The organism is Mesorhizobium sp. M0478 (genome assembly GCF_040321305.1).
Classification (GTDB): domain Bacteria; phylum Pseudomonadota; class Alphaproteobacteria; order Rhizobiales; family Rhizobiaceae; genus Mesorhizobium.
Genome location: NZ_JAMYRH010000005.1, coordinates 364,370 through 385,693 on the forward strand (window position 1 = coordinate 364,370; position 21,324 = coordinate 385,693).

20 protein-coding genes are annotated in these 21,324 nt (G+C 65.4%); 7 read left to right on the top strand and 13 right to left on the bottom strand.

The features are described 5' to 3' along the window. Positions 1 to 106: 106 nt before the first annotated feature. Positions 107 to 1,714 (top strand): FGGY-family carbohydrate kinase, encoded by a 1,608-nt coding sequence (locus NKI64_RS15465; RefSeq protein ID WP_023821251.1) that lies wholly within the window; start codon positions 107 to 109, stop codon positions 1,712 to 1,714. Between the two features lie 10 nt (positions 1,715 to 1,724). Here the strand turns inward: NKI64_RS15465 and NKI64_RS15470 are convergent, their stop codons facing one another. Genes NKI64_RS15470 through NKI64_RS15495 form a run of 6 tightly spaced genes read right to left on the bottom strand, consistent with a single transcriptional unit; the run spans position 1,725 to position 7,556 of the window. Next, complete coding sequence (locus NKI64_RS15470) at positions 1,725 to 2,654, bottom strand: phosphatidate cytidylyltransferase (RefSeq protein ID WP_023751871.1); 930 nt, start codon at positions 2,652 to 2,654, stop codon at positions 1,725 to 1,727. 20 nt (positions 2,655 to 2,674) lie between these two features. Continuing rightward, positions 2,675 to 3,343, bottom strand: coding sequence for a lysophospholipid acyltransferase family protein (locus tag NKI64_RS15475; RefSeq protein WP_031198069.1), 669 nt, complete (start codon positions 3,341 to 3,343; stop codon positions 2,675 to 2,677). A gap of 3 nt (positions 3,344 to 3,346) precedes the next feature. Beyond that, the gene (locus tag NKI64_RS15480) at positions 3,347 to 3,781 is read right to left on the bottom strand and encodes a hypothetical protein (protein ID WP_352668588.1); all 435 of its coding nucleotides are present in this window, start codon (positions 3,779 to 3,781) and stop codon (positions 3,347 to 3,349) included. Between the two features lie 10 nt (positions 3,782 to 3,791). Continuing rightward, complete coding sequence (locus tag NKI64_RS15485) at positions 3,792 to 5,126, bottom strand: phosphatase PAP2/dual specificity phosphatase family protein (RefSeq protein ID WP_502901376.1); 1,335 nt, start codon at positions 5,124 to 5,126, stop codon at positions 3,792 to 3,794. A gap of 4 nt (positions 5,127 to 5,130) precedes the next feature. Continuing rightward, a complete protein-coding gene (locus NKI64_RS15490; protein ID WP_502901379.1) occupies positions 5,131 to 6,912 on the bottom strand; it encodes a bifunctional alpha/beta hydrolase/class I SAM-dependent methyltransferase in 1,782 nt (593 codons plus the stop codon). Positions 6,913 to 6,953: 41 nt separating this feature from the next. Beyond that, positions 6,954 to 7,556, bottom strand: coding sequence for a CDP-alcohol phosphatidyltransferase family protein (locus tag NKI64_RS15495; protein ID WP_352668594.1), 603 nt, complete (start codon positions 7,554 to 7,556; stop codon positions 6,954 to 6,956). A gap of 238 nt (positions 7,557 to 7,794) precedes the next feature. Here NKI64_RS15495 and NKI64_RS15500 point away from each other — a divergent pair, with 238 nt between their 5' ends. Genes NKI64_RS15500 through NKI64_RS15510 form a run of 3 tightly spaced genes read left to right on the top strand, consistent with a single transcriptional unit; the run spans position 7,795 to position 10,555 of the window. After that, the gene (locus NKI64_RS15500) at positions 7,795 to 8,796 is read left to right on the top strand and encodes a TIM barrel protein (protein ID WP_352668597.1); all 1,002 of its coding nucleotides are present in this window, start codon (positions 7,795 to 7,797) and stop codon (positions 8,794 to 8,796) included. Continuing rightward, complete coding sequence (locus tag NKI64_RS15505; RefSeq protein WP_023730361.1) at positions 8,793 to 9,668, top strand: MurR/RpiR family transcriptional regulator; 876 nt, start codon at positions 8,793 to 8,795, stop codon at positions 9,666 to 9,668. The genes NKI64_RS15500 and NKI64_RS15505 overlap by 4 nt, the downstream gene beginning before the upstream one ends. After that, a complete protein-coding gene (locus NKI64_RS15510) occupies positions 9,665 to 10,555 on the top strand; it encodes a ribokinase (protein WP_352668598.1) in 891 nt (296 codons plus the stop codon). The genes NKI64_RS15505 and NKI64_RS15510 overlap by 4 nt, the downstream gene beginning before the upstream one ends. A 140-nt stretch (positions 10,556 to 10,695) precedes the next feature. Here the strand turns inward: NKI64_RS15510 and NKI64_RS15515 are convergent, their stop codons facing one another. Together NKI64_RS15515 and NKI64_RS15520 are read right to left on the bottom strand one after the other, a co-directional pair. Further along, positions 10,696 to 11,196, bottom strand: coding sequence for a hypothetical protein (locus NKI64_RS15515; protein WP_352668600.1), 501 nt, complete (start codon positions 11,194 to 11,196; stop codon positions 10,696 to 10,698). A 95-nt stretch (positions 11,197 to 11,291) separates the two neighbouring features. Beyond that, positions 11,292 to 12,239 (bottom strand): LysR family transcriptional regulator, encoded by a 948-nt coding sequence (locus NKI64_RS15520; protein ID WP_023688979.1) that lies wholly within the window; start codon positions 12,237 to 12,239, stop codon positions 11,292 to 11,294. 106 nt (positions 12,240 to 12,345) lie between these two features. Here NKI64_RS15520 and NKI64_RS15525 point away from each other — a divergent pair, with 106 nt between their 5' ends. Further along, positions 12,346 to 13,356 carry a zinc-dependent alcohol dehydrogenase family protein gene (locus NKI64_RS15525; RefSeq protein WP_352668603.1) on the top strand — a complete coding sequence of 337 codons (1,011 nt, stop codon included), beginning with the start codon at positions 12,346 to 12,348 and terminating at the stop codon, positions 13,354 to 13,356. A 184-nt stretch (positions 13,357 to 13,540) separates the two neighbouring features. Here NKI64_RS15525 and NKI64_RS15530 read toward each other — a convergent pair whose 3' ends face one another. From NKI64_RS15530 to NKI64_RS15540, 3 genes are read right to left on the bottom strand one after another with little or no spacing between them, the layout of a single operon-like run. Further along, complete coding sequence (locus NKI64_RS15530; RefSeq protein ID WP_352668605.1) at positions 13,541 to 15,841, bottom strand: xanthine dehydrogenase family protein molybdopterin-binding subunit; 2,301 nt, start codon at positions 15,839 to 15,841, stop codon at positions 13,541 to 13,543. Then, a complete protein-coding gene (locus NKI64_RS15535; protein WP_352668607.1) occupies positions 15,838 to 16,821 on the bottom strand; it encodes an FAD binding domain-containing protein in 984 nt (327 codons plus the stop codon). Before NKI64_RS15535 ends, NKI64_RS15530 begins: the two co-directional genes overlap by 4 nt. Beyond that, positions 16,818 to 17,312 carry a (2Fe-2S)-binding protein gene (locus NKI64_RS15540; protein WP_352668609.1) on the bottom strand — a complete coding sequence of 165 codons (495 nt, stop codon included), beginning with the start codon at positions 17,310 to 17,312 and terminating at the stop codon, positions 16,818 to 16,820. Before NKI64_RS15540 ends, NKI64_RS15535 begins: the two co-directional genes overlap by 4 nt. Before the next feature lie 458 nt (positions 17,313 to 17,770). Here NKI64_RS15540 and NKI64_RS15545 point away from each other — a divergent pair, with 458 nt between their 5' ends. Further along, positions 17,771 to 18,388 carry a TetR/AcrR family transcriptional regulator gene (locus tag NKI64_RS15545; protein ID WP_352668611.1) on the top strand — a complete coding sequence of 206 codons (618 nt, stop codon included), beginning with the start codon at positions 17,771 to 17,773 and terminating at the stop codon, positions 18,386 to 18,388. Positions 18,389 to 18,397: 9 nt separating this feature from the next. Here NKI64_RS15545 and NKI64_RS15550 read toward each other — a convergent pair whose 3' ends face one another. Next, entirely contained in the window at positions 18,398 to 20,494 is a 2,097-nt protein-coding gene (locus NKI64_RS15550) for an alpha/beta fold hydrolase (protein ID WP_032996325.1), read from the bottom strand. Between the two features lie 134 nt (positions 20,495 to 20,628). On the opposite strand from NKI64_RS15550, the gene NKI64_RS15555 reads away from it, so the two are divergent. Beyond that, on the top strand, positions 20,629 to 20,991 hold the full coding sequence (locus NKI64_RS15555; protein ID WP_023685480.1) for a hypothetical protein: 363 nt from the start codon (positions 20,629 to 20,631) through the stop codon (positions 20,989 to 20,991). A gap of 24 nt (positions 20,992 to 21,015) precedes the next feature. Here the strand turns inward: NKI64_RS15555 and NKI64_RS15560 are convergent, their stop codons facing one another. Then, positions 21,016 to 21,324 (bottom strand): hypothetical protein, encoded by a 309-nt coding sequence (locus tag NKI64_RS15560; protein ID WP_352668614.1) that lies wholly within the window; start codon positions 21,322 to 21,324, stop codon positions 21,016 to 21,018.

Sequence of the window (21,324 nt, forward strand, 5' to 3'; positions counted from 1 at the left end):
AGGAAATGGGGAGAGGCTCTTGCAACTGACGGTTCACTGCTGACCATCTCGCCTACTGCCTACTGCCTACTGCCTACTGCCTACTGCCTAACTTCTGAGGTTCCCCATGTCCCACTTCCTCGGCATCGACGTCGGCACTGGCAGTGCCAGGGCGGGGGTGTTCGACAGCAAGGGCACCATGCTTGCCTCGGCGAAGCGCGACATCGCTCTATTCATCGAGCCCGGCGAAATCGCCGAACAGTCGAGCGAGGACATCTGGCGTGCGGTTTGCGCCAGCGTGCGCGAGGCGGTGACGAAGTCGGGGCTCGCTGGGCGCGACATTGCCGGCATCGGCTTCGACGCCACCTGTTCGCTGGTCGTGGTCGGCAAGGACGGCGCGCCGTTGCCGGTCGGCAGTTCCGGCGACAGCCAGCGCAACATCATCGTCTGGATGGATCACCGCGCGCTCGATCAGGCGCAGCGCATCAATGCCGGCAAGCACGCCGTGCTCGACTATGTCGGCGGCACCATCTCGCCGGAAATGGAAACGCCGAAGCTGCTGTGGCTGCGCGAGAACCTGCCCGCCACCTTCGATGCGGCCGAGCATTTCTTCGACCTGACGGACTATCTGACCTGGCGCTCAGCCGGCAGCCTGGCGCGCTCGATCTGCACGCTGACCTGCAAATGGACCTATCTCGGTCATGAGCGGCGCTGGGACGATGCCTATTTCCGTGCCATCGGCCTCGGCGCGCTCGCCGATGAAGGCTTTGCCCGCATCGGTACCGAAATCGTCGAGGGTGGCACGGCACTTGCCCAAGGCCTCACTGAGGCCGCCGCGGCCGATCTCGGCCTGCTGCCGGGAACGCCGGTTGCGGCGGGCCTGATCGATGCCCATGCCGGCGGCGTCGGCACGGTTGGCGGGCAGGGCTCGGTCGGCACCTTGCAGTCGCGCATGGCCTATGTGTTCGGCACTTCGGCCTGCACCATGGCCAGCACCAGCGAGCCGGCCTTCGTGCCCGGCGTCTGGGGTCCGTATTTTTCCTCGATGGTGCCGGGGCTTTGGCTCAATGAAGGCGGGCAATCGGCGGCGGGTGCTGCAATCGACCACCTCGTCGCTTTCCATCCGGCCACGGCTGAGGCATCCGCAAAAGCCAAGGCGGAAGGTCTCGGCCTGACCGCTTGGCTTGGTCAGCAGGCGGCGAAACAGTCCGCCGACCTGTCCGCAGTAGCGCACCTAGCCGATGGACTGCATGTCGTGCCGGAATTCCTCGGCAACCGCTCGCCCTTCGCCGATCCCGAGTCCAAGGCCCTGATCGCCGGCCTTGGCATGGACACGTCCCTCGACAGTCTGGTCGCGCTCTATGTCGCCGGCCTGCTGGGCATTGGCTACGGCGTTCGCCAGATCCTGGCGGCGATGGCCAAAAAAGGCATTGCCATCGACACTATCGTCGTCAGCGGCGGTGCGGCGCAAAGCGAGCTGGTACGTCAGCTTTTGGCCGACACCACAGGCCTGACCGTCGCCGGTTCGACCTCGCCCGAACCGGTGCTGCTCGGCTCAACCATATTGGCTGCGGTGGCGGCGCAAAAATTTCCCGATGTGATCGCGGCGATGACCGGCATGTCGCGCATCGGCGACATCTATCACCCGGCCGGTGGCGACCTCGTGCCCTGGCACGACAAGCGCTTCGCCGCCTTCGAATTGCTGCAGCAGGCAGGCCGCGCCATCCGCGATTGAACGGCTTAGCTCACGTCCAGAAATAGCGGACGATGTGGAAGAACACCGGTGCGGCGAAGACCAGGCTGTCGGCGCGGTCCATCATGCCGCCGTGACCCTCGATCAGGTGACCCCAGTCCTTGACGCCCTGGTCGCGCTTGATCGCCGACGCCACCAGCCCGCCGAGGAACCCCATCAGGCAGGCGATGAAGGCGACGCCTGCCGCCGCGAGCGGCGAGAACGGCGTCAGGAACGACAGCAGCGCGCCGAGCAGGCTCGATGACACCAGCCCGCCGATCAGCCCTTCCCAAGTCTTTGATGGCGAAACGGACGGCGACAAAAAATGCCGGCCGAACAGCTTGCCGAAAATGTATTGCAGCACGTCGCTGCCTTGCACGGTGATGATCAGGAAGGCGATGAGCAGGAGGTTGCGGCCCTCGAAACCGGGCACGTTGAGCGTCAGCAGCGCCGGCACATGGCTGACGCAGTAGACCGAGATCATGACCGCCCATTGCTGCGCGGACACGCGCTCGAGGAAGCGCTCGGTGTCGCCGTTGAGCGCGGTGATCGCCGGCATCAAGAGGAAGCAGTAGACGGGGATGAAGATGGTGAACAGCCCGTACCAGGCGGTCCACACCAGCCAGTACTGGAAGGGAATGATGATGCCGAACATGCCGAGCAGCACCCAGTGGTCGCTGCGCCGGCTGTGCGTCAGCGTCACGAACTCGCGCAGCGCGGCAAACGAGATCAGCGCAAACAGGATGGTCATGCCGGTGCGGCCGAAGAAGAAGGCGACGGTGATCGCCAGCACCATCACCCACCAGGCGTTGATGCGCTGGTTCAAGTTGACGAGCGTCGAGGGCAACGGCTTCGGCGCCCGCCACGACAGGATGCCGGCAATGACGCTCGCCGTGGTCAGCACGCAGACAAGGCCGACCAGCAGGATGACGGTTTCATGCATCGGTGGAAGCGTGAGTGGCATCAGCCGTCTCGATCCGGACGCGGGTTGAGCGACAGCAGCGTCTGGCGCGCGCGCTCGAGGAAGGTGCGGCGTTCTTCGCCGGGCGCGATCGCCACCGGCGGACCAAAGACGACGCGGCACAGAAGCGGCACCGGCAGGAACTGGCCCTTGGGCAGCACGCGCGACATGTTCTCGATCCAGCACGGGATGAGTTCGACATCGGGCCGCGCCATCGACAGATTGTAGAGGCCGGAGCGGAACGGCAGCAGATCCGCCTCCGTCGTGTTGCGAGTGCCTTCGGGAAACAGGATCAGCGAGTGGCCGTCGTCGAGCACCGACAGCATGATCGAGATCGGGTGTTGCGTTTCGTCGGTCCACTGCCGGTGGATGAGCACGGACGACAGCATGTCCTGCGCGATGAAGCGGCGCAGCCGCGACTTGCCCCAATATTCGGCCGCCGCGATCGCATGGGTGCGGGCGCGCACCTTCTCGCTCAGACAAGCCGACAGCAGGATGAAATCACCATGGCTGGCATGGTTGGCGAAGTAGATGCGCTGCCGCTCCGACGGCTGGCTGCCGTTCCAGATTGGTCTGACGCCGGTTACCACCCAGGCCGCCGCCGACAGGCCGACCGACGTCACCGTCTGCAGCAAGGTGAAGGTGTTGGCGCGCAGGTGAAGTTTTGTCATGGCTCAAACAAATGCTGCGAAAAGGGATGCCGCAGCAAACATGGCGAGCGCCATGCGCTGCCTTGTCAGCAGGCGGCGCGTGCCTGCCATGCGATGGTCGAGCGAGCGGCCGCCGGCAGTGGTGGATTTCAGGCGCATGCGCGCCAGCACATCGTCGACCGCGGCACCCCCGGCGGCCTCGCTGGCGTGGCTTGCCATCAGCCGGAACAGCAGCGCATCGAACAAAAGCAAGGCCGAAAGAGCCAGCGTGGCCACGGCGCTCGCCGCCGCGACCAGCCAGGCCGCCGCGGACAGCGCTGTCGTCTGCGGTCCGGCCACCAGGCCGATGACCGGCGCTGCCATCACAGCCGCCACCACGAGCAGGATCGGCCACACCGCCTGCACCATCAGTCCGGCGGCGAATATTTCGGCGTTCTCGGGAAAATTCTCGCCACTCATGCCGGCCAACTCATGTCGGTTCTTCCAGCCCCGGTTCATCCAGCCCGATCTGAAGGTGCACGGGCCTGCCCGACGCGGCGAGTTTCTTGCGCGCCTGTGCAGCTGTGTACGAGCGCCCCGTCACCACCAGCCAGTCGGCGACGATGGCCGCACTGCGCTGGAAGCCGAGCGCGCAGCAGACCAGAACGGTGCCGCGCCGGCGCGCCAGCTCGATCGCCGCCACGGCCCGCTCCAGCCTGTCGTGAGGCGGCGCCACGAGGTCGAGCATCGCGTAGCTGATCCAGCGGCAGGTCACGCCACCGGGCCGTTCCAACTCGCCGGCAAGGTCGATCACCGTGCCGAAACGGTTGGCCTCGTCGGCACTCGGAAACCGGCCGAGGAAAACACCGTCGATGATCTCCGCTTGCGGCGCCAGTTGGCGGGTCCATACCCACACATTGATCCGGGCGCCAAGCCGGTAGGGCAGGAGCAGGATACGGTTGGCCAGTGAGACGCTACCATCGGCTGCCTTCTGGAACACTTTGGCGCCGGCCCCAGCATAGCCGAAGGCGACGATGGCCAGCGCCAATGCCGGCCACAACAGGATGAGAAAATCGGCGGAGACCAACGCGCCCTCGGCAGCGCCGGCCAGGGCAAGGGCCGCCCCCAGCCCGTAATAAACCGCCAGCCGCCGCGCCCTTGGGTCGGCGGTCAGCCGAAAACCCCAGAATGGCAGCTCGCCCTTGGACGGAAACAGCCACAGCGCAAACAGGCCGAGCAGGGCGCCGGTCGGAATGTCGATGAAATGATGCTGCCAGGTCGTCAGCACCGAGGCGCCGATGAGAAAACACCAGACGTGCCAGACCGGGCGGAGAATGCCGCCGAGACGGTGACGTGCCAGAACGTGACGCCAATGGTCCCAGATGATCACCAGGAGTGCGATGTGCAGGGATGGCGCCTGGTTGAACGGCTTGTCGAAACCACCGAGCACCGCAAACAGAAAACCCGGCAGGCCGGTGGTTTCCGGCCGCACGAAGGTCGCCGTCAGCGGGAACGCGATGAAGCAGGCGACGGCAATGATCTGCGCCGAGAGATAGCGGCCGGCGAGCCGGTCGACGCCGCGCCTGGTCGTGTTGAGCAACAGCGACAGGCCGTAGAACAGATTGATAGACCAATAGGGCACGATCGTCCAGGCGACGAACGGGATGGCGTGTTCCCAGGCAAACACGATGCTGCCGACATGGTCGCGCCGCGACGCCAGCCAGTTGGCGAAGCCATAGGTCGAATAGAAGAACGGCGCCAGCAGCGCCAGCCAAAGGGCGGCCCTCAGCACGATACCCAAATTGTGTTCCCGAGCCGGGGCCATGGTCTCAGACGCGCCGAGCGACCGAAACAGTGAAGATGCCCCATTGGTCGATGCGCTGGTCGATCTTCTCGAAACCGGCCGCCGTCACCAACTGGTCCATCTCGCCCTGCGTGCGCCGCCGCATCACCCAGGCCTGGCCGCCGCGATGCGAGGTCAGGCTGCGCGCGATCATCTCCAGCTGCGGATGCCATGGCTGATTGGTGTAGACGAGCAGGCTGCCGGACTGCATGGCGCTCGCCAGCCCGCCGAGCGAGCGGGAAATCATCGTGTTGTCGGCGAACAATTCGTAAAGTCCGGAGACGATGGCGAGGTCCGGCGCCGGCTTTTGCCCGGCCAGCATGTCGGCATCGAAGGCGTCGGCCTGATGAAAGGTGACGCTGGTCGGCAGACGCCGCTCGGCGATCAGCTTCGAGCCGAGCCCGACATTGAGTTCGGAATAATCCTGCAGCCGCACGCTTGCTGGCGGTTCAGTGCATTTGGCGACGGCATCGAGCACATAGCGGCCGTGGCCGGCGGCGATGTCGAGCATGTGGACGGGACGGCCAGTCGCCACCAGGCTGGCGGCGGCGTTGCCGATCAGCTCTTCCAGATGCAGCTTGCGCTGGCGGATGCCGCGCCAGCCGATGGCGTCGAGGAAGGTGCGGTCGATCATGCGGCCGATGAAGCCGCTGCCGCGCGCGTCGTTCTCGTAGACATAGTCGAGCGTCGAGCCGGAATCGAAGCCGGTGGCAATGCCGGTCTTCATGCCCGAAGACAGCCAGGCGCCCACGCGGATCGAGGCGCGGCTCATCGCCCAGAAAATACCCTTGGGCGACAGCAGCGTCAGCGGCGAGGCGAGCCTCTCGGCCTCGTCGCGGGTGTAGCCGGCGCGGTCGGCCTGAAGCAAGTCGATGGTTTTCTCCGGCGTGGCAAATTGCTTTTCGAGGAATGGCCGGATCAGGTCCAGCGCCTGCTGGCGATCGCGCTCGCCCAGCGTGTCGTGGAAGAAGCCGGGCAGCACATGCCGCTCCTTGGCGCTGCTGCCGAGATTGACGAAGAATTCGTGCTGCGGTCCATGCCGCACCACCCAATCGCTGCCGGAGATCAAGAGCTGCGTCGGCACGGTGATGGCGCGCGCGTCCGAGACGATGCGGGCAGCGTGGTCGTAAAGCTCGACCAGGATGTTGGAGGCGATCGGTCGCGTGATCAGCGGATCGCCGTCGAAGGAAGCGATGCGCTCGGCATCATGCGTCAGGAACTTCGCCTTGACGTAGGAATTGACGAAGAAGCGGCCCTTGAGCTTCTGCCACAGCGCAATGCCCTCTTTGGCGAAGGGCACGTAGAGCTTGACCGAAAAGGCCGGTGAAGCCACCACCAGCGCGCGGATGTCGGGCGCATAGTCATGCACCCAGGCAGCGGCCAGCACGGCGCCGAAGGACTGCGCGATCAGCGCGATGTCGCGCTGGCCAAAACCATCCCGGCCGATCTCACGCACCAGGCAGTCGATGTCACGAACCAGGGCGGCAAAGGACGGCGCATAGCCGCGCTCGCCGGCCGAGCGGCCATTGCCGCGCGCGTCCCAGGCGTAGAAGGCATGATCGGGCATGGCGAGTTCGTCGACCAGATGCGCCATGCGGCCGCCATGCTCGTGGCCGCGATGGAACAGAAGGATCGCACCCTTTGGCGTCGACTCGGCGGCCGGCCAGTAGCGGTAGAAGATCTCGGTGCCGTCATGGCTCTTGAACGTGCGCTCCTGCGCGATGCGCTCGAGGCTTGCCGGTGCTCCGGCTGCAATGGTCTGGTGGATCATGGTTTCCCTCTGGCGGTCGGGTGCCTGACGCTTTGGCATCATGCGCCGCCCGCTCTAAGGCCGCCGCGTATCCGGTTGATGGCGGTTACGACTGACAGTGTAGCCATGACCGGAAACACAAAGGGCACAATCGCTTGGAACCATAGGCCGCAGGCGATGAGGAAGGCGATGACGCCGAGCACCAGGGCTCGGTCGCTCTTGCCGAACGGCCCGGCATAGTTGCGCCCGCTGCCTGCGGCAACGCCAAGCACGCCGGCGAACTCGACAAGCATGGCGGTAATAGCGAAGGCAACGACACCCCAGGCCGGGAACAAGGTGGCAAAGGCCAGGATCAGCGCCAGGTCCGAGACGACGTCGCAGAGTTCGTTGAGATACATGCCGAGTTTTGATGCTTGTCGATGTTCCCTGGCCAGCATCCCGTCAACGGCGTTGAGCACCATGCGCACGAACAGCACCACCGGCATCAACAGGAACACCAGGAGATGGAAGGCAAAGGCAGTGACCACCAGGCCTGTGGCGATGGACAGTGCTGCGGCGAGAAGCGTGATCTGGTTGGCGGTGACGCCGGCATCGGCCAGCCGGTCGGCCAGCGGCCGCAGCCTGGCCTGAAAGGCCGGTTTCAGTTGATAAAGCGTTGGCATGTGCGATCCCCCAACCGCGGCTCATGACAGTGTCGGCGAGATTGGTCAATCGGCAGGCAGGGCGCAAGGGCTCGCACCAGCATCCGCACCGTTGCGGGACTCGAAACTCCCGGCATGGATGCAGAGGCGCAGCCGAAGATCTCCGCCAACCAGGATGTTGCGCGCTACAAACCGTCTCGCAAATGAGAACTTTACAAGTATTCGTATTTGTGTGAAGTAAATCACTGAAAGGTCGATCATGACAAACAGTCGCTTCGCCACCCGCCTGAATTCCTTCGCCTCGCGGCCGCAAGCCGAATGGCCTGATCTCACCGGCAAGCCGTCCATGCTGCAGATGGCAGCCCGCGCGGCCAAGGTCGACGGGTTGACCGATCTTGATCTTAATTTCCCCGATCATGTCAGTGAAAAGCCGGCTGAAATCGCCCGAAAGCTCGGCGGTCTCGGGCTTTCCATCAATGGCTTTGCCATGCGTTACTACTCCAATCCGGCCTTCAAGCTCGGCGCCTTCACCAATCCGGACCCGGCGGTACGCCGCGAAGCCATCGACCTGACCAAGGCCGGTATCGATGCGGTGCGCGCGGCGGGCGCCAGTTTGATGACGCTGTGGCTCGGCCAGGATGGCTTCGACTATGCATTTCAAACTGACTATGCGACGCTCTGGCAGCACGAAATCGAGGGGATTCGTGAAGTTGCCGCGCATGATCCCGGCTGCCAGATCAGCCTGGAGTACAAGCCTAACGAACCGCGCTCCTACTCGCTGATGCCGGATGCCGCGACCACCTTGCTGGCGATCCGCGAGGTCGGCCTACCCAATCTCGGCGTCACGCTCGATTTTGCCCATGTGCTCTATGCCGACGAACAGCCGGCCTTCGCCGCGGCGCTGATCGCTCGCCACAGCAAGCTGCTCGGCGTCCATCTCAACGATGGCTATGCCAAGCGCGACGACGGCCTGATGGTCGGCGCGGTGCACACGCTGCAGACCATCGAACTGCTGCGCCAGATTCGGTGCGACGGCTATGCCGGCGCCATCTACTTCGACACCTTTCCCGACATGACCGGGCTCGATCCGGTGCGCGAATGCGAAGTCAACATCGCCACCGTCAAGCGCCTGCTGCGCGTTGTCGACCGGCTGGAGAAGGATAACCGCCTGTCCGCCGCCATGGACAGCCAGGACGCCGTGACGTCGCAGGCTATCGTCCAGGAAGCCATGCTCGGGCCGGAGACGAGGGGACGTGGATGACGTTGAGCAATCTCGATCTGAAAGCCGTGGGGCCGCGCATCCGCATGATGATGCCGCATCTCACCCCGCTTGAGGCCAAGGTGGTGGAAACCGTCTTCGGCCGGCGCGGTTTCGACGAGACCATTCCGCTCAAGCAGATCGCCGAGGAGGCCGGCGTGTCCGAGGCGATGGTGGTCAAGATCGCCAAGAAACTCGGCTTCTCCGGCTACCGCGACTTCCGCACCGCCGTCTATGAATACAGCCGCCTCCCGACCGCCGAGATGCACCAGGAACTGTCGGTCGACGACAGCTCGGCCGAGATCGTGCAGAAAGTGTTCCGCACCTCGATCCAGGCGCTGGAGGAGACGCTCGCGATCCTCGACATGGACGATTTCGACCGTGCCGCCGATCTGCTCTACCGCGCCAGGAACCGCGATTTCTATGGCGTCGGCGGCTCCGCCCAGATCGCCCGCGACGTCTCGCACAAATTCCTGCGCATCGGCATCCGCGCGTCTGTCTATGACGACTCGCACATGATGCTGATGTCGGCCTCGCTCCTCGGCGCCGACGACATCGCCGTCGGCTTCTCGCATTCCGGCAACACGTCGGCCGTCATCGACGCCATCCATCTTGCCCGCAAGAGCGGCGCCCGCACGCTGGCCATCACCAACTACGACAACTCGCCGCTGGCCCGGATTGCCGACATCGTGCTGTGCTCGACGGCGCAGGGATCGCCGCTGATGGGCGAGAACGCGGCGGCGCGCATCGCGCAGCTCAACATCCTCGACGCGCTGTTCGTGGCGGTGGCGCAGCGCGACTACCAGGCGGCGGAGCGCAATCTCGGCCGCACCATGTCGGCGGTCACCTCGAAGCGAAAAGACCGCGGCACATGACGGTTCCGCTGGTCACCGTCTTCGGCAGCCTGCACTACGACATCATGGTCGACGCGCCCGACCGTCCGCGCAAGGGCGAGACGGTGACCGGCCATGCCTGGCAGCCGAAATGCGGCGGCAAGGGCGGCAACCAGGCGGTCTCGGCGGCACGCGCCGGCGTGCGTGCGGCGATGATCGGCGCCGTCGGCGACGACGATTTCGGCACGGTGCTGCTGGCCAATCTCGATCGCGCCGGCGTCGATCGCCGCTTCGTGCGCGTGGCGGCAGGCGCAGGCTCCGGCATGAGCGTGGCGATCTTCGACAGCGATGGCGACTACGGTGCGGTCATCGTCTCCGGCAGCAATCTCACCCTGGGCGGTGATGACATCGCGGCTGCGGGCGAGGTGGTGGTACAGACGGCAGTGCTGTTGCTGCAGAACGAAGTGCCCGATGCCGCCAACATCGCTGCCGCGCGCGCGGTGAAGGCATCCGGCGGCAGCGTCGTGCTCAACGCCGCACCGGCGCGAACACTGTCGGCCGAATTGACCGCGCTGATAGACATCGTCATCGTCAACGCCATCGAAGCGGAATTTTTGGCCGGCGTTCCGGTTGTCGATACGCTCGCCGGCGCAACCGAAGCCGCGCGGCGGCTGATCGATGCCTACCCCTCGGCGATCGTCACCGCCGGCGGCGAAGGTGTCGCCTATTGCGACCGGACCGGCGCGGCCTTCGCACTGGCGGCCGTCCCGGTCAAGGTCGTCAGCACCCATGGCGCCGGCGACGAATTCGTCGGCGCCTTCGCGGCAGGCCTCGCCCGTGGCCATCCGATGGAAGCGGCGATCGCCACGGCCAATGCCGCCGCCGCCTCGCTGGTGGCGACACCGGAGGGAAAGCGCAGCTCGCGTTGAAAACTCAGGCCGCATATTGCCGCCTCCAAACCCGTGCCCCCGTCGATGAGCGAAACGGCAAACCGGGCGCGGCGAGAACCTGCTTGGCTTTGCCCTGATGGAGGCGCGGGACCAAGCTGCGTGGTCGAAAGTAGGGAGCTTCAGTCCGCTTCGCCGGCCGAACTTTTGCCGCACTGCGTCAGCACCTTGCCGATGGCCGCGCTCGAGCCGGTCAGCGGAAAGCTGTTCCCGCCATATTTGTCGGCCGTAACCGTGACGTCGCCCTTGCCGCGCAACAGGCCGAGCAGTGGATCGTCTTTGCTCAGCTCAGCCGTGAAGTAATTATACATGGCCTCGAGGTCGAGCTTTTTGGTCACGCTCTTGTCACCGCCCTTGAAGGTGAAGGAAGCGCTGATGCCGGGCTCCAGCTGCTGGCCGGCCCCACCCAGATCGTAGCTCAGCACCGGCTTGTCGAAACAGACGAGCATCAGATGCGCATCGGCCTTCGGTCCGCCGCACACCGAAGCCGTCAGCACGCTGCCGCCTTCGTCTTCTTCCATCTTGGCGCTCCAGTTGCAGGACGCGGCAAAAGCCGGCTGCGCGGCTTGCAGCGCGGCCAGAACGGAACCTGCCATCATGAACTTCGCCAATGCACTTTGCATGATCACCTCCCAAGCTTCCTTCAACGAGATCATACAGGACAAAAGGCCTGGTGACAGCGGCATATGCCGTCTTAGCCCCCGGCGCGCCCCATTGATCAAGCCTTTGAGACCGGCCTCGACGTCCAGGGCGGCTCCGGCGCGAAGCGCTTGCCGATCCACTCGGCGAAGGCGCGTGTCTTGGCGGCTTGTCCCTTGGCCGAGGGCATGACGACATAGACCGCGCCTTCGTCGGCCAGCGTCCAGTCCGCCAGCACCGGCACCAGCCGTCCGTCGGCGAGTTCGCGTCCGACAAGCCAGTCGGTGCTCATCATCAGGCCGAGGCCTTGCACCGCGGCTTCGACCAGCACCTCGGCATCGTCGCACACCATCGGCCCCGAGACGTCGACGTTGACGCGGCGTCCCGAACTGTCGGTCATCTCCCAGGTTGGAAAGGTCTGGAAGCCGGAGAAGCCGAGGCAGGCGTGTTCTGTGAGCGCTTCCGGCGCTTCCGGCGTGCCCCGGCGGGCGAGGTAGGAGGGAGCAGCGCACAGCAACCGCCGCCGTGTCGCGATCTTGCGCGCCACCAGGCGCGAGTCCTCCAGCGCGCCGAGACGGACGGCGACATCGAAGTTCTCTGCAACGAGATCGACGAACCGGTTGGAGAACTCGGCCTCGATGCGGACATCCGGGAACGTCGCTAGAAATTGCGGCAGCAGCGGCCCGATCCACATACGGCCAAAGGTTCCCGGCATCGCCAGCCGCAGCAAGCCCCGCGGAGCCCCGCTGGCATGCGCGGAAGCAGCAGCCTCAGCTTCGTCTACCGAGGCGAGGATGGCGCGGACACGCACCAGGAACTCCGCTCCGGCCTCCGTCAACGACACGCTTCGGGTGGTCCGGTGCAGCAGCCGCACGCCGAGCCGCTCCTCCAGCGATTGCAGGCGGCGTGACAGAACCGTCGAGTCGCGCCCGACGCGCAACGCTGCCTTGGTGAAGGAGCGCGCTTCCGTGATGGCCGCAAAGGCGGCCATTTCGGCAAGGCTGGCGGGGTCGTGTGATTGCTGCATAAAGCACAGGATTCAAATGTAAAAATTCCAGATTATCTGCTTGTAGCGCAGCAGATAGCTTCACTCAATCCTGACGATTGACCCCTTAAACAGGAATGCGTGAGCCATGAAAGCCATCGAACTGACCGCCGCCAAGCTGGACGCCTTTCGCGCCACCACCATTGCCACGCCTGAACCGCAGCGCGGCGAAGTGCTGATCCGCCAGCGCGCCGCGAGCCTGAATTTCGTCGATGTGGCGGTGGCCAGCGGCAATTATGGCGTGCCCGGCTTTCCGCTCATTCCCGTCGCCGACGGCGCCGGCGAGATCGTCGCGCTGGGGGAGGGCGTTACGGATTTCGCCGTCGGCGATCGCGTCGTTGCCCATGCCAAGCCGCGCTGGATCGGCGGTCCGCCCCGGCCTAACGAGATGACGCAGATGCGCGGAATTTCGCTGCCGGGGTCGCTCGCCGAATATGTCGCGCTGCCGGCCAACTCGCTCGTGCCGGTACCGGCTCGTCTCTCCTTCGAGGCGGCGTCGACCCTGCCGATCGCCGCGACCACCGCCTGGAACGCCGTCCGCGCCGCCGATGTCGGGCCGGGCTCGGTCGTCGTGCTGCTCGGCACCGGCGGCGTCTCCATCTTCACCCTTCAGCTGGCGAAAGCCGCCGGCGCAACCGTCATCATCACTTCTTCGTCGGACGAGAAGCTGGAGCGGGCGAAGGCACTCGGCGCCGATCATCTCATCAACTACCGCGCAACGCCCGACTGGGACGGCAAGGTGCTGGAACTGACCGGCGGCCTCGGCGCCGACCTCGTCGTCGAGACCGCCGGCACCGCCACCTTCGCCCGCGCCGTCAACGCCACCGCGCCTGGCGGCACGCTGTTCACCATCGGTTTCGTCACCGGCGCCGAGGCCACGGTCGACCTGCTGCCGATCATCATCAAGGCACTGAAGGTGGTCGGCAACAACACCGGGTCGGTATCTGACCTTCGCGCCGCCGTCCGCGCCATCGCCGCCGCCCGCATCGACCCGGTCGTCGACAAGGTGTTCAGCCAGGAGCAGGCGGCCGAAGCCTACGCGCACATGGCGGCAGGCGGGCAGCATTTCGGCAAGCTTGCGTTCAAGCTCGACTGGTAACCGAGGCGCGCGAGCTGCCAATCTCCCCCCTTGAGGGGGAGATGCCCGGCAGGGCAGAGGGGGTCGGTCCGACCGGGCTCGACCTACTGCGGCGGAAGGAGGTTGGCGCTCTACGAGAGGCGACCCCCTCTGTCGCCTTCGGCGACATCTCCCCCTCAAGGGGGGAGATTACGCACGCCGCTTCCTAGATCAACTTCTCCAGCGTGATCGGCAAATCCCGCACTCTTTTTCCCGTCGCATGGAACACCGCATTGGCGATCGCTGGCGCTACGCCGACGATGGCCAGTTCGCCGACACCCTTGCCGCCGAGCACCGAAGAGTGCAGGTCGGGAATGCCGACCGAGATGACCTCGATATCGGGGATGTCGGCATTGGTCGGCACCAGATAGTCGCCGAGATTGTTGTTGACGATGCGGCCATGCCTGCGGTCGACAATGCCTTCTTCCAGCAGCGCCTGGCCGATGCCCATGATGATGCCGCCCTTCCACTGGCTTTCGGCCAGCTTGGGGTTGTAGAGCCGGCCCGAATCCAGCGCCGATACCACGCGCGACACGCGCACCGTGCCGAAATCCTCGTCGACGCGCACCTCGATGAAATGCGCGCACCAGGAGTGGCGCGAGTAATCGCCCTCGGTGTGCGGCAGCGCCGCCGCGATGGTGGTGTAGTTCTTGTAGCGATCCTCGGCGGTCGAGTTCGCCGGCATGGTGTCGCCGGTGGCCTCGATGCGGTCGCGGCCGACGCTGGCCAGCAGTTCGGCAATCGAGACATCGGGACCGTCGCCGCGCGGCGACCTGATGCGGCCATTGGCGATGACCAGCGTGTTGGCCTGCAGCGCGTGGAAGGGCGAGCGCGGATCGCTGATCGCCAGTCCGACAAGCTGATCGAGCGCCGATGTCGCCGCCTTGTAGACCGCGCCCGTCATCACGCCGGCCAGCCGCGACCCGCCGGCCACGCCGGCGCGGGGATACCGGGAATCGCCGAGCTTCACGACGACATGGTCGGCCGCCACGCCGACCGTTTCGGCCGCCGTCTGCGCCAGGATCGTGTACGTGCCTTGGCCCATGTCGATCGAGGAGCTTTCGACCTCGACCGAGCCGTTGGCAAGGATACGCACGATGGCCTCGCCATAAGCGCGCCGCACCGGATAGGTGCCGGCGGCGACGCCCCAGCCGATCAGCTGGTTGCCGTCGCGCATCGAACGCGGTTTGGACGTGCGCTGGGCCCAGCCGAAGCGTTCGGCGCCAGCCGCGAAAGCCTCGCGCAACTGCCGCGTCGACCAAGCCTTTTTTGCGTGCGGATCCTGCTCGGCGTAATTCCTCAGCCGGATCTCCAGCGGATCGATGCCGACCTCGTAGGCGAGCTCGTCAATGGCGCTTTCGATGCCGAAGGCGCTAGGGTTTTCGCCCGGCGCGCGCATGGCGCCAGGCACCACCGAATTCACCCGCACGACATTCTGCTTCGAGGAGAAGTTGGGCGTCGCATACATGATCGAGGTGACCACGCCCAAAGGCTCGACCCACATGCCGTCGATCGACGTTTCATTGACGCCGCGATGCACGATCGACTGGATTTTTCCGTCACGGTCGGCGCCGATCGTCACCGTCTGGCGGGTCGCGGCGCGGCCGCCATAGCCGGTAAAAGTCTGCGGCCGAGTCATGACCACCCTCACGGGCCGTCCCAGCATCTTGGCTGCGGCAGCCGCTACCGCGCCGTGGCCGAGCGCCAGCGCCTTGGAGCCGAAGCCGCCACCAATATAGGGCGAGACCAGCCGTACATTTTCGAACGGCACGCCGAACCATTCGGCATAGGTGCGGGCCATACCGTCGAGCCACTGGCTCGGTTCCCACACGGTCAGCCGGTCGCCCTCCCAGCGGGCGATGAGGCCATGCGGCTCCATCGGCGCCTGGTATTCGCGCGGCGTGTTATAGGCGCCGCAGACGCGCACCGGGGCAGCGGCGAAAGCGGCCTGCGCATCGCCCCATTCCTTGGTCATGGCGGCGATCGGAATGCCGTCGCCCGCCTTGGCGTCGCTGAGGTCGACGATGGCCGGCGTCTCGTCATAGCTGACCTTGACCAGGGCTGCGGCCGCAACGGCCTGCTCGAAGGTCTCCGCGATGACCGCGGCGACATGCTGGCCCGAAAAGGTGATATCGCGCGCCAGCGGGCAGTAGGGCTTGTCCGGCGGCGGTGTGCCGAACCAGTCCGATGCAGTCTTCAGCGGCATGATGGTGTCCGCCGTCAGCACCTTGAGCACACCAGGTGCCGCCTCGGCGGCTGACGTGTCGATCGAGCGCACCTTGCCTGATGCGATCGTGCTTTCGACCAGGACGCCGTAGGTTAGCCCGTCGAGCTGCTGCTCGACGGCGTATTTTGCCGCACCGGTAATCTTGGCCGGGCCGTCGACGCGCGACAGCCGCCCGCCGACCTGATCGGCAGTGCCGTCCGAAGCGTCGCCGTGCCGTGTTCTTGGGTCGTGAATGGTCATGACATGGCTCCCGTCTTGAGGATGGCGCGGGCAACGACGCGCGGCGCCAGTTCGATCTTGTAGTGGTTGGCGCCGTGGTCGATCGCCCCTTCCATGGCGAGCAAGCTGGCTGCCCGCACCCTGTCTTCGCTGAGCACCTTGCCCTTCAGTGCCGCTTCCACGGCATGCGAACGCCATGGCTTTGTCGCGACGCCGCCCAGCGCGACGCGCAGGTCGCGAATGGTGTGGCCATCGGCTTCGAAGTCGATGCCGACCGCGGCACTTGCAGCGGCGAACTCATAGGACTGCCGGTCGCGGATCTTGAGATAGGTCGAACGCCGGGCCGTGCCGGAAGCCGGTATGCTGATGGCGGTGATCATCTCGCCCGGTTGGATGGCATGTTCCCTGTCGGGCGTGGCGCCGGGCAGGAGAAAGAAGTCGTCGACGGCAACCTGGCGTTCGCCAAGATGAACCACGGCGTCGAAGGCGACCAGCGCGGTGGCGAGGTCACCGGGATACATGGCGATGCAGGCGTCGCTGGTGCCGAGCACGGCATGGCCGCGGGTGACGCCACCGATTGCCGAGCAGCCGCTGCCGGGCGAGCGCTTGTTGCAGGCGGAAAAATTCGCGGGATCGCGGAAATAGGGGCAGCGCGTGCGCTGCATGAGATTGCCGCCGATGGTCGCCATGTTGCGCAGTTGCGCGGAAGCCGCCTGCCACAGCGCTTCGGAGACCGCGGGAAAGCGGCTCTTGATCTCGGCATGGTCGGCGACGTGGCTCATCTTGGCCAGCGCGCCGATCATGGCACTGTCAGCGTCGACCTTGATGGCGTCGAGTCCTTTGAGATGGGTGATGTCGACCAGGCTGTCGGGTTCGGCCACGCCGCATTTGGCGAGATCGACCAGCGTCGTGCCACCGGCAAGCAGCATGGCCCCAGGCAGGGCGGCCGCCTGTCGTGCCGCATCGATGCTATCGGCGCGAACGTAGGAAAAATCCCTCATGACGCGACCTCCAGTGCCGCCTGGCGCACGGCGGCAACGATGTGCGGATAAGCGCCGCAGCGGCAGAGATTGCCTGCCATGTATTCGCGGATCTCGTCATCCGAGCCGGCATGGCCCTCGCGGATGCAGGCCACCGCCGACATGATCTGTCCCGGCGTGCAGTAACCGCACTGGAAAGCATCCTGGTCGAGGAAGGCGGCCTGGACCGCGTTAAGCGTGCCGTCGTCGCCGGCCAATCCTTCGATGGTGGTGATCTCGCGGCCTTCGACCTGTGCTGCAAGCGTCAGGCAGGCCAGCACGCGCTGTCCCTCGACATGCACCGTGCAGGCGCCGCACTGGCCCTGGTCGCAACCCTTCTTGGTGCCGGTCAGGTTAAGACGGTCGCGTAAGGCGTCGAGCAACGTGACGCGCGGCTCGACCTGCAGTTCGTGACTGTGTCCGTTGATGGTGAGACGGATGGGGATAGTGATGGATTTGGTTTGGTCGATCATGAGGCGTCTGGCTCCAGTTGCTTGACGCTAGGGATTGATGGGGCTCGAGTGGGAGAGGACACGGGAAGAGGCGACGGTGCGCCTAATCTCCCCCCTTGTGGGGGAGATGCCCGGCAGGGCAGAGGGGGGCGCGAAGGAATGCGACGTTCCCGATTTACATGCGTCGAAATAGACCTTTTCCAAGCGGGTGTTGGTCAGGCCTTGATAGGCTGGCGGGACAGCGCCCCCCTCTGTCCTGCCGGACATCTCCCCCACGAGGGGGGAGATTGGCAGCTCTGCCGCCCCGACTCTCCAGCGGGCAGGGGATGCTTCAGTCTTCACAATCTCAACACGTGACATACCGGCTCCCCCGATTATATGATAAGACTGCTCCACTAAAACGGAGGCGCCTCCGTTTATCTAGTTGGGGGCTTACCCCTTTGGGTTCAAGCCCCCATATATCGACAGTGGAGAAAAAATTGACCGAGCAGTCGCAAGCAATTGCCGACGAGAAGCGCGAAGCCGCAGCGCCAAGGCCGCTGCGCGCCGATGCGCAGCGCAACCGCGACCGGCTGGTCGAGGTTGCGGCAGCGGCCTTTGCCGAGCACGGTGTCGATGCCTCGCTGGAGGAGATCGCGCGCCAGGCGGGCGTCGGCATCGGCACGCTGTACCGGCATTTTCCAACCCGCGAGCATCTGGTCGAGGTGGTCTATCGGCGTGAAGTCGAGGCGCTCTGCGCGGCGGCCGATGATCTCGCCAGGCACCATTCGGCCGATGTGGCGCTGGAACAGTGGATGCAGCGCTTCGTCGACTACATCGCCACCAAGCGCGGCCTTGCGGCCAGCCTGCGCATCCTGTTCAACACCAATTCCGCCGTGTTCTCCGACATGTCGGGCCGGGTGTCGCTGGCCTTGCGCCAGCTGGTCGAGGCGGCGGGCGCCGAAGGCTCGATCCGCAACGACGTCGACGCCTCCGATGTGCTGCATGCGCTGGGCGGCATCTATTCGGCGCCCGACACCAAGGACTGGCGCGACCGCTCGCGCCGTCTGGTCAAGCTGCTGATGGACGGGTTGAGGTTCAGGGCAGGGAAGAGGTGACCTAGCGGCTCAAGCCGAACCATCGACCGCATAGAACGGAAACGCGCCGGGCAGCCCGCTTGCCGCCATTTCGCCACGCTCCTCGAACCGCAGGCCGGAGCCGACCACGAGATCGCGCACCGTCCTTGATGCGATGATTTCGCCCGGCCGCGCATGGTCAAGCAGACGCGATGACAGTTCGATCGCCGCGCCTGAAAATTGATGGCCCCGCTGCTCGCACTCGCCGATATGCACCGCCGAGCGGACCTCGACACCGGATTGCCGCAAGCGATCGCGGATGGCGATCGCGCACTGGATCGACCGCGTTGGCCGCTGGAACACCGCGAGCACCTTGCCGTCCGATCGGCTGATCTCTCTGCCTTCGGCCGCGAGGAGTTCGCCACGGAGCGCTTCGGCGTGCCGCTCGGCCGGCTCGATGCCGAAAGGCGAGCCCGTCATATCGAGGGACAGCACCGACACAAGCAGCCGTTCGCCTGGGGCCGCCGGCAAGGCGCCGGTGACGAAAGCCTGGATCTCGTCGACGATCCGATCGGAATTCTCGCCCCAGATGACGTGGTCGCGGCCGGCGAACTCAATGTATCGGGCGCCCTCGATGTGCGTCGCCAGGTAACGTCCTTCTTCCCGCTTCACCCAGCCGTCGCCAGTCGTCTGCATGATCAGTGTCGGAACATGGACAGCAGGCAGAATGTCGCGAACATCGATTTCGGCTCCCCAGCGCCACAGGGCGATCGCGTCGGCGGGCGAGGCAGAATTCCTGAGATAGGCGGCGAACCATTCTGTCTCGAACGTGTCGCTCATCAGACTGGGCGCCGCGTTGCTCATATCCGCCGCCGCTCCCCATTCTTTCTCGACGATCGCCAGATCCTCTTCCACCTGCTCGCTTGTCTTCGCCCACGGATAGTCTTGTGACCACCTGCCGCGGGCGTAGGCCCCATTGAGCACGAGTGCCGCTGTGCGCTCGGGATAGGTCGCCGCGAACAGCATGCACATCGGGCCGCCCTCGGAGCTGCCGAAAAGCACCGTGCGCTTCGAGCCAACCGCATCCAGCACTGCCCGCACATCTTCCATCCGCTCTTCCAGGGTCGGCAGACCGACATTGCGGTCCGAGAGCCCGGTGCCGCGCTTGTCCATGCGGATTAGGCGCGAGAAAGTGCCGAGCCGCCGGTGCACATGCGAAAGCCGCGGCGAGCCCCAGGCGTGGTCGAGGTTGGAGACCCATCCCGGCACATGGATCAGGTCGACCGGACCGTCGCCGGTCACCTGATACGCGATGTTGATCCCGGCCGATTTGACATAGTGGGTCGGGGGGGCTGCGAGTTCGTGGCTGAAGCCGGTAGCGTCATCCGCATCGGTCGTGGGTGGCCGTGCCGGCGCCATTGTGCGGCGTGTGCGCAGCGTCTCAAACAATTGCCGCGTCTCCGGCTCCGGCTGCAGCTTGAGATCGCGTAGAAGCGCGGTGCGGCAGTGCTCATATTGCTTCAGCGCGAGATTGGTCCTGCCTTGCGCCGCATAGGCGCGCATCAGGGCACGGTGGACATCCTCCCTCAACGGGTCCATGGCCAGCAGGCGCGCCGCCGCGCGCACGCATGCGGCAGGATCGTTCGTCGCTGCATAATGCGCGACGAGCCTGTCGAGCGCCGCGACGGCCAGTGCCCGCAGCCGCTCGCGTTCGATCCTCAGCCAGTCCTCGAATGGCTCCTCCTTCAGGCCGAAGCCGTCGAGCAGGTCGCCGCGGTAGACATTGAGCGCCAGTTCGAGGTCTTCGGGTGCCGGGCTGGCGACCAGCGCCTCGAACCGCGCGACGTCGAAATCAAGGCCGTCGAGATGCAGAGCGACGCTGTTGCCATCGGTGAGGAAGCGGCCGCCGCCGCACGTCTGCATGGCCTTCCTGACAGACGATACCGCTTGCCGCAGGCTCATTCGCGCCTGCGCCTCGCTGTTGATGCCCCAGAGCAGGGTCGCCAGCTTCTCGCGCGACTGCGAATGCCCCGACTGCAGCGCGAGATAGGCGACCATCGCACGCGCCTTGCGGCTGATGGCTGGAACCGTGGCCCCGACGCCGGCAAAGTCGAAACCACCCAGCAGGTGAAGATAAGGTCCGGTCATCGGATCCGCCACGGTCACAGCGCGACGACGATCCGCTCAAGCTCACTCCATTTCAACACTTATTCCGCCGCCGAGGCGCTTTTCACGATTCCATCACGCAGGTTCCCACGCGTTGCTCACGGCGCTTGAGGAGATTGTTCGCACTGGATCTCTTTTCGCAGGAGGATACCGTGCATCACCCTGGCCCGACCGAGTGGCCCATCTGGCATGACGACCCCGGGCGCGACCGGCAGGAGCTTGGCGCACCATCGCGTCACGATATTGCGCTGGCCCGCTATCTCGAAACACAACAGGCCCATCGGGCATTGGCGGCTCGCAGACTCGATCCGGCGGCGGTCGTGGCCTCTGCACTGGCAGCGTTCGTCCGCTGCCTTTTCCGTGCAGCGCTGCGCCGAATTGTCCGCTGGCCAACCGATGCCGCGACAGGGATGGACGATTTCGGCTTGACGTTGTCCAAGGCTCATGCGGATCTTAGCAAGACCCTTTGGGGCCGCTGAGTGCAGCGCCCTTGGTCGACGATCTCATCCCCAACCGCCGCCGCCGCCGCCAGCCCCACCGCCGCCTCCGCTGCCGCCGAGAGAAGGAATCACGGGCGGTTTTTGCGGGATCTCCTCGGCCGGCTTGATCACTTTGCCGGTGGTCGCCTTCTTGTATCTGACCACCTTTGGCTGAGGTGCTGCGCGAACCACCTTGCGATGTTTCACCGGCGGTGCCGGCTCAAACATCGGCGACACCGAGGTGCAGCCCATGAGCCCGGCCAGAACGCCGGATAGAATTATCCCGATGAATGCCTGCCCGATGAATGTTTGCTTGAATGCCTTGCCCACCAT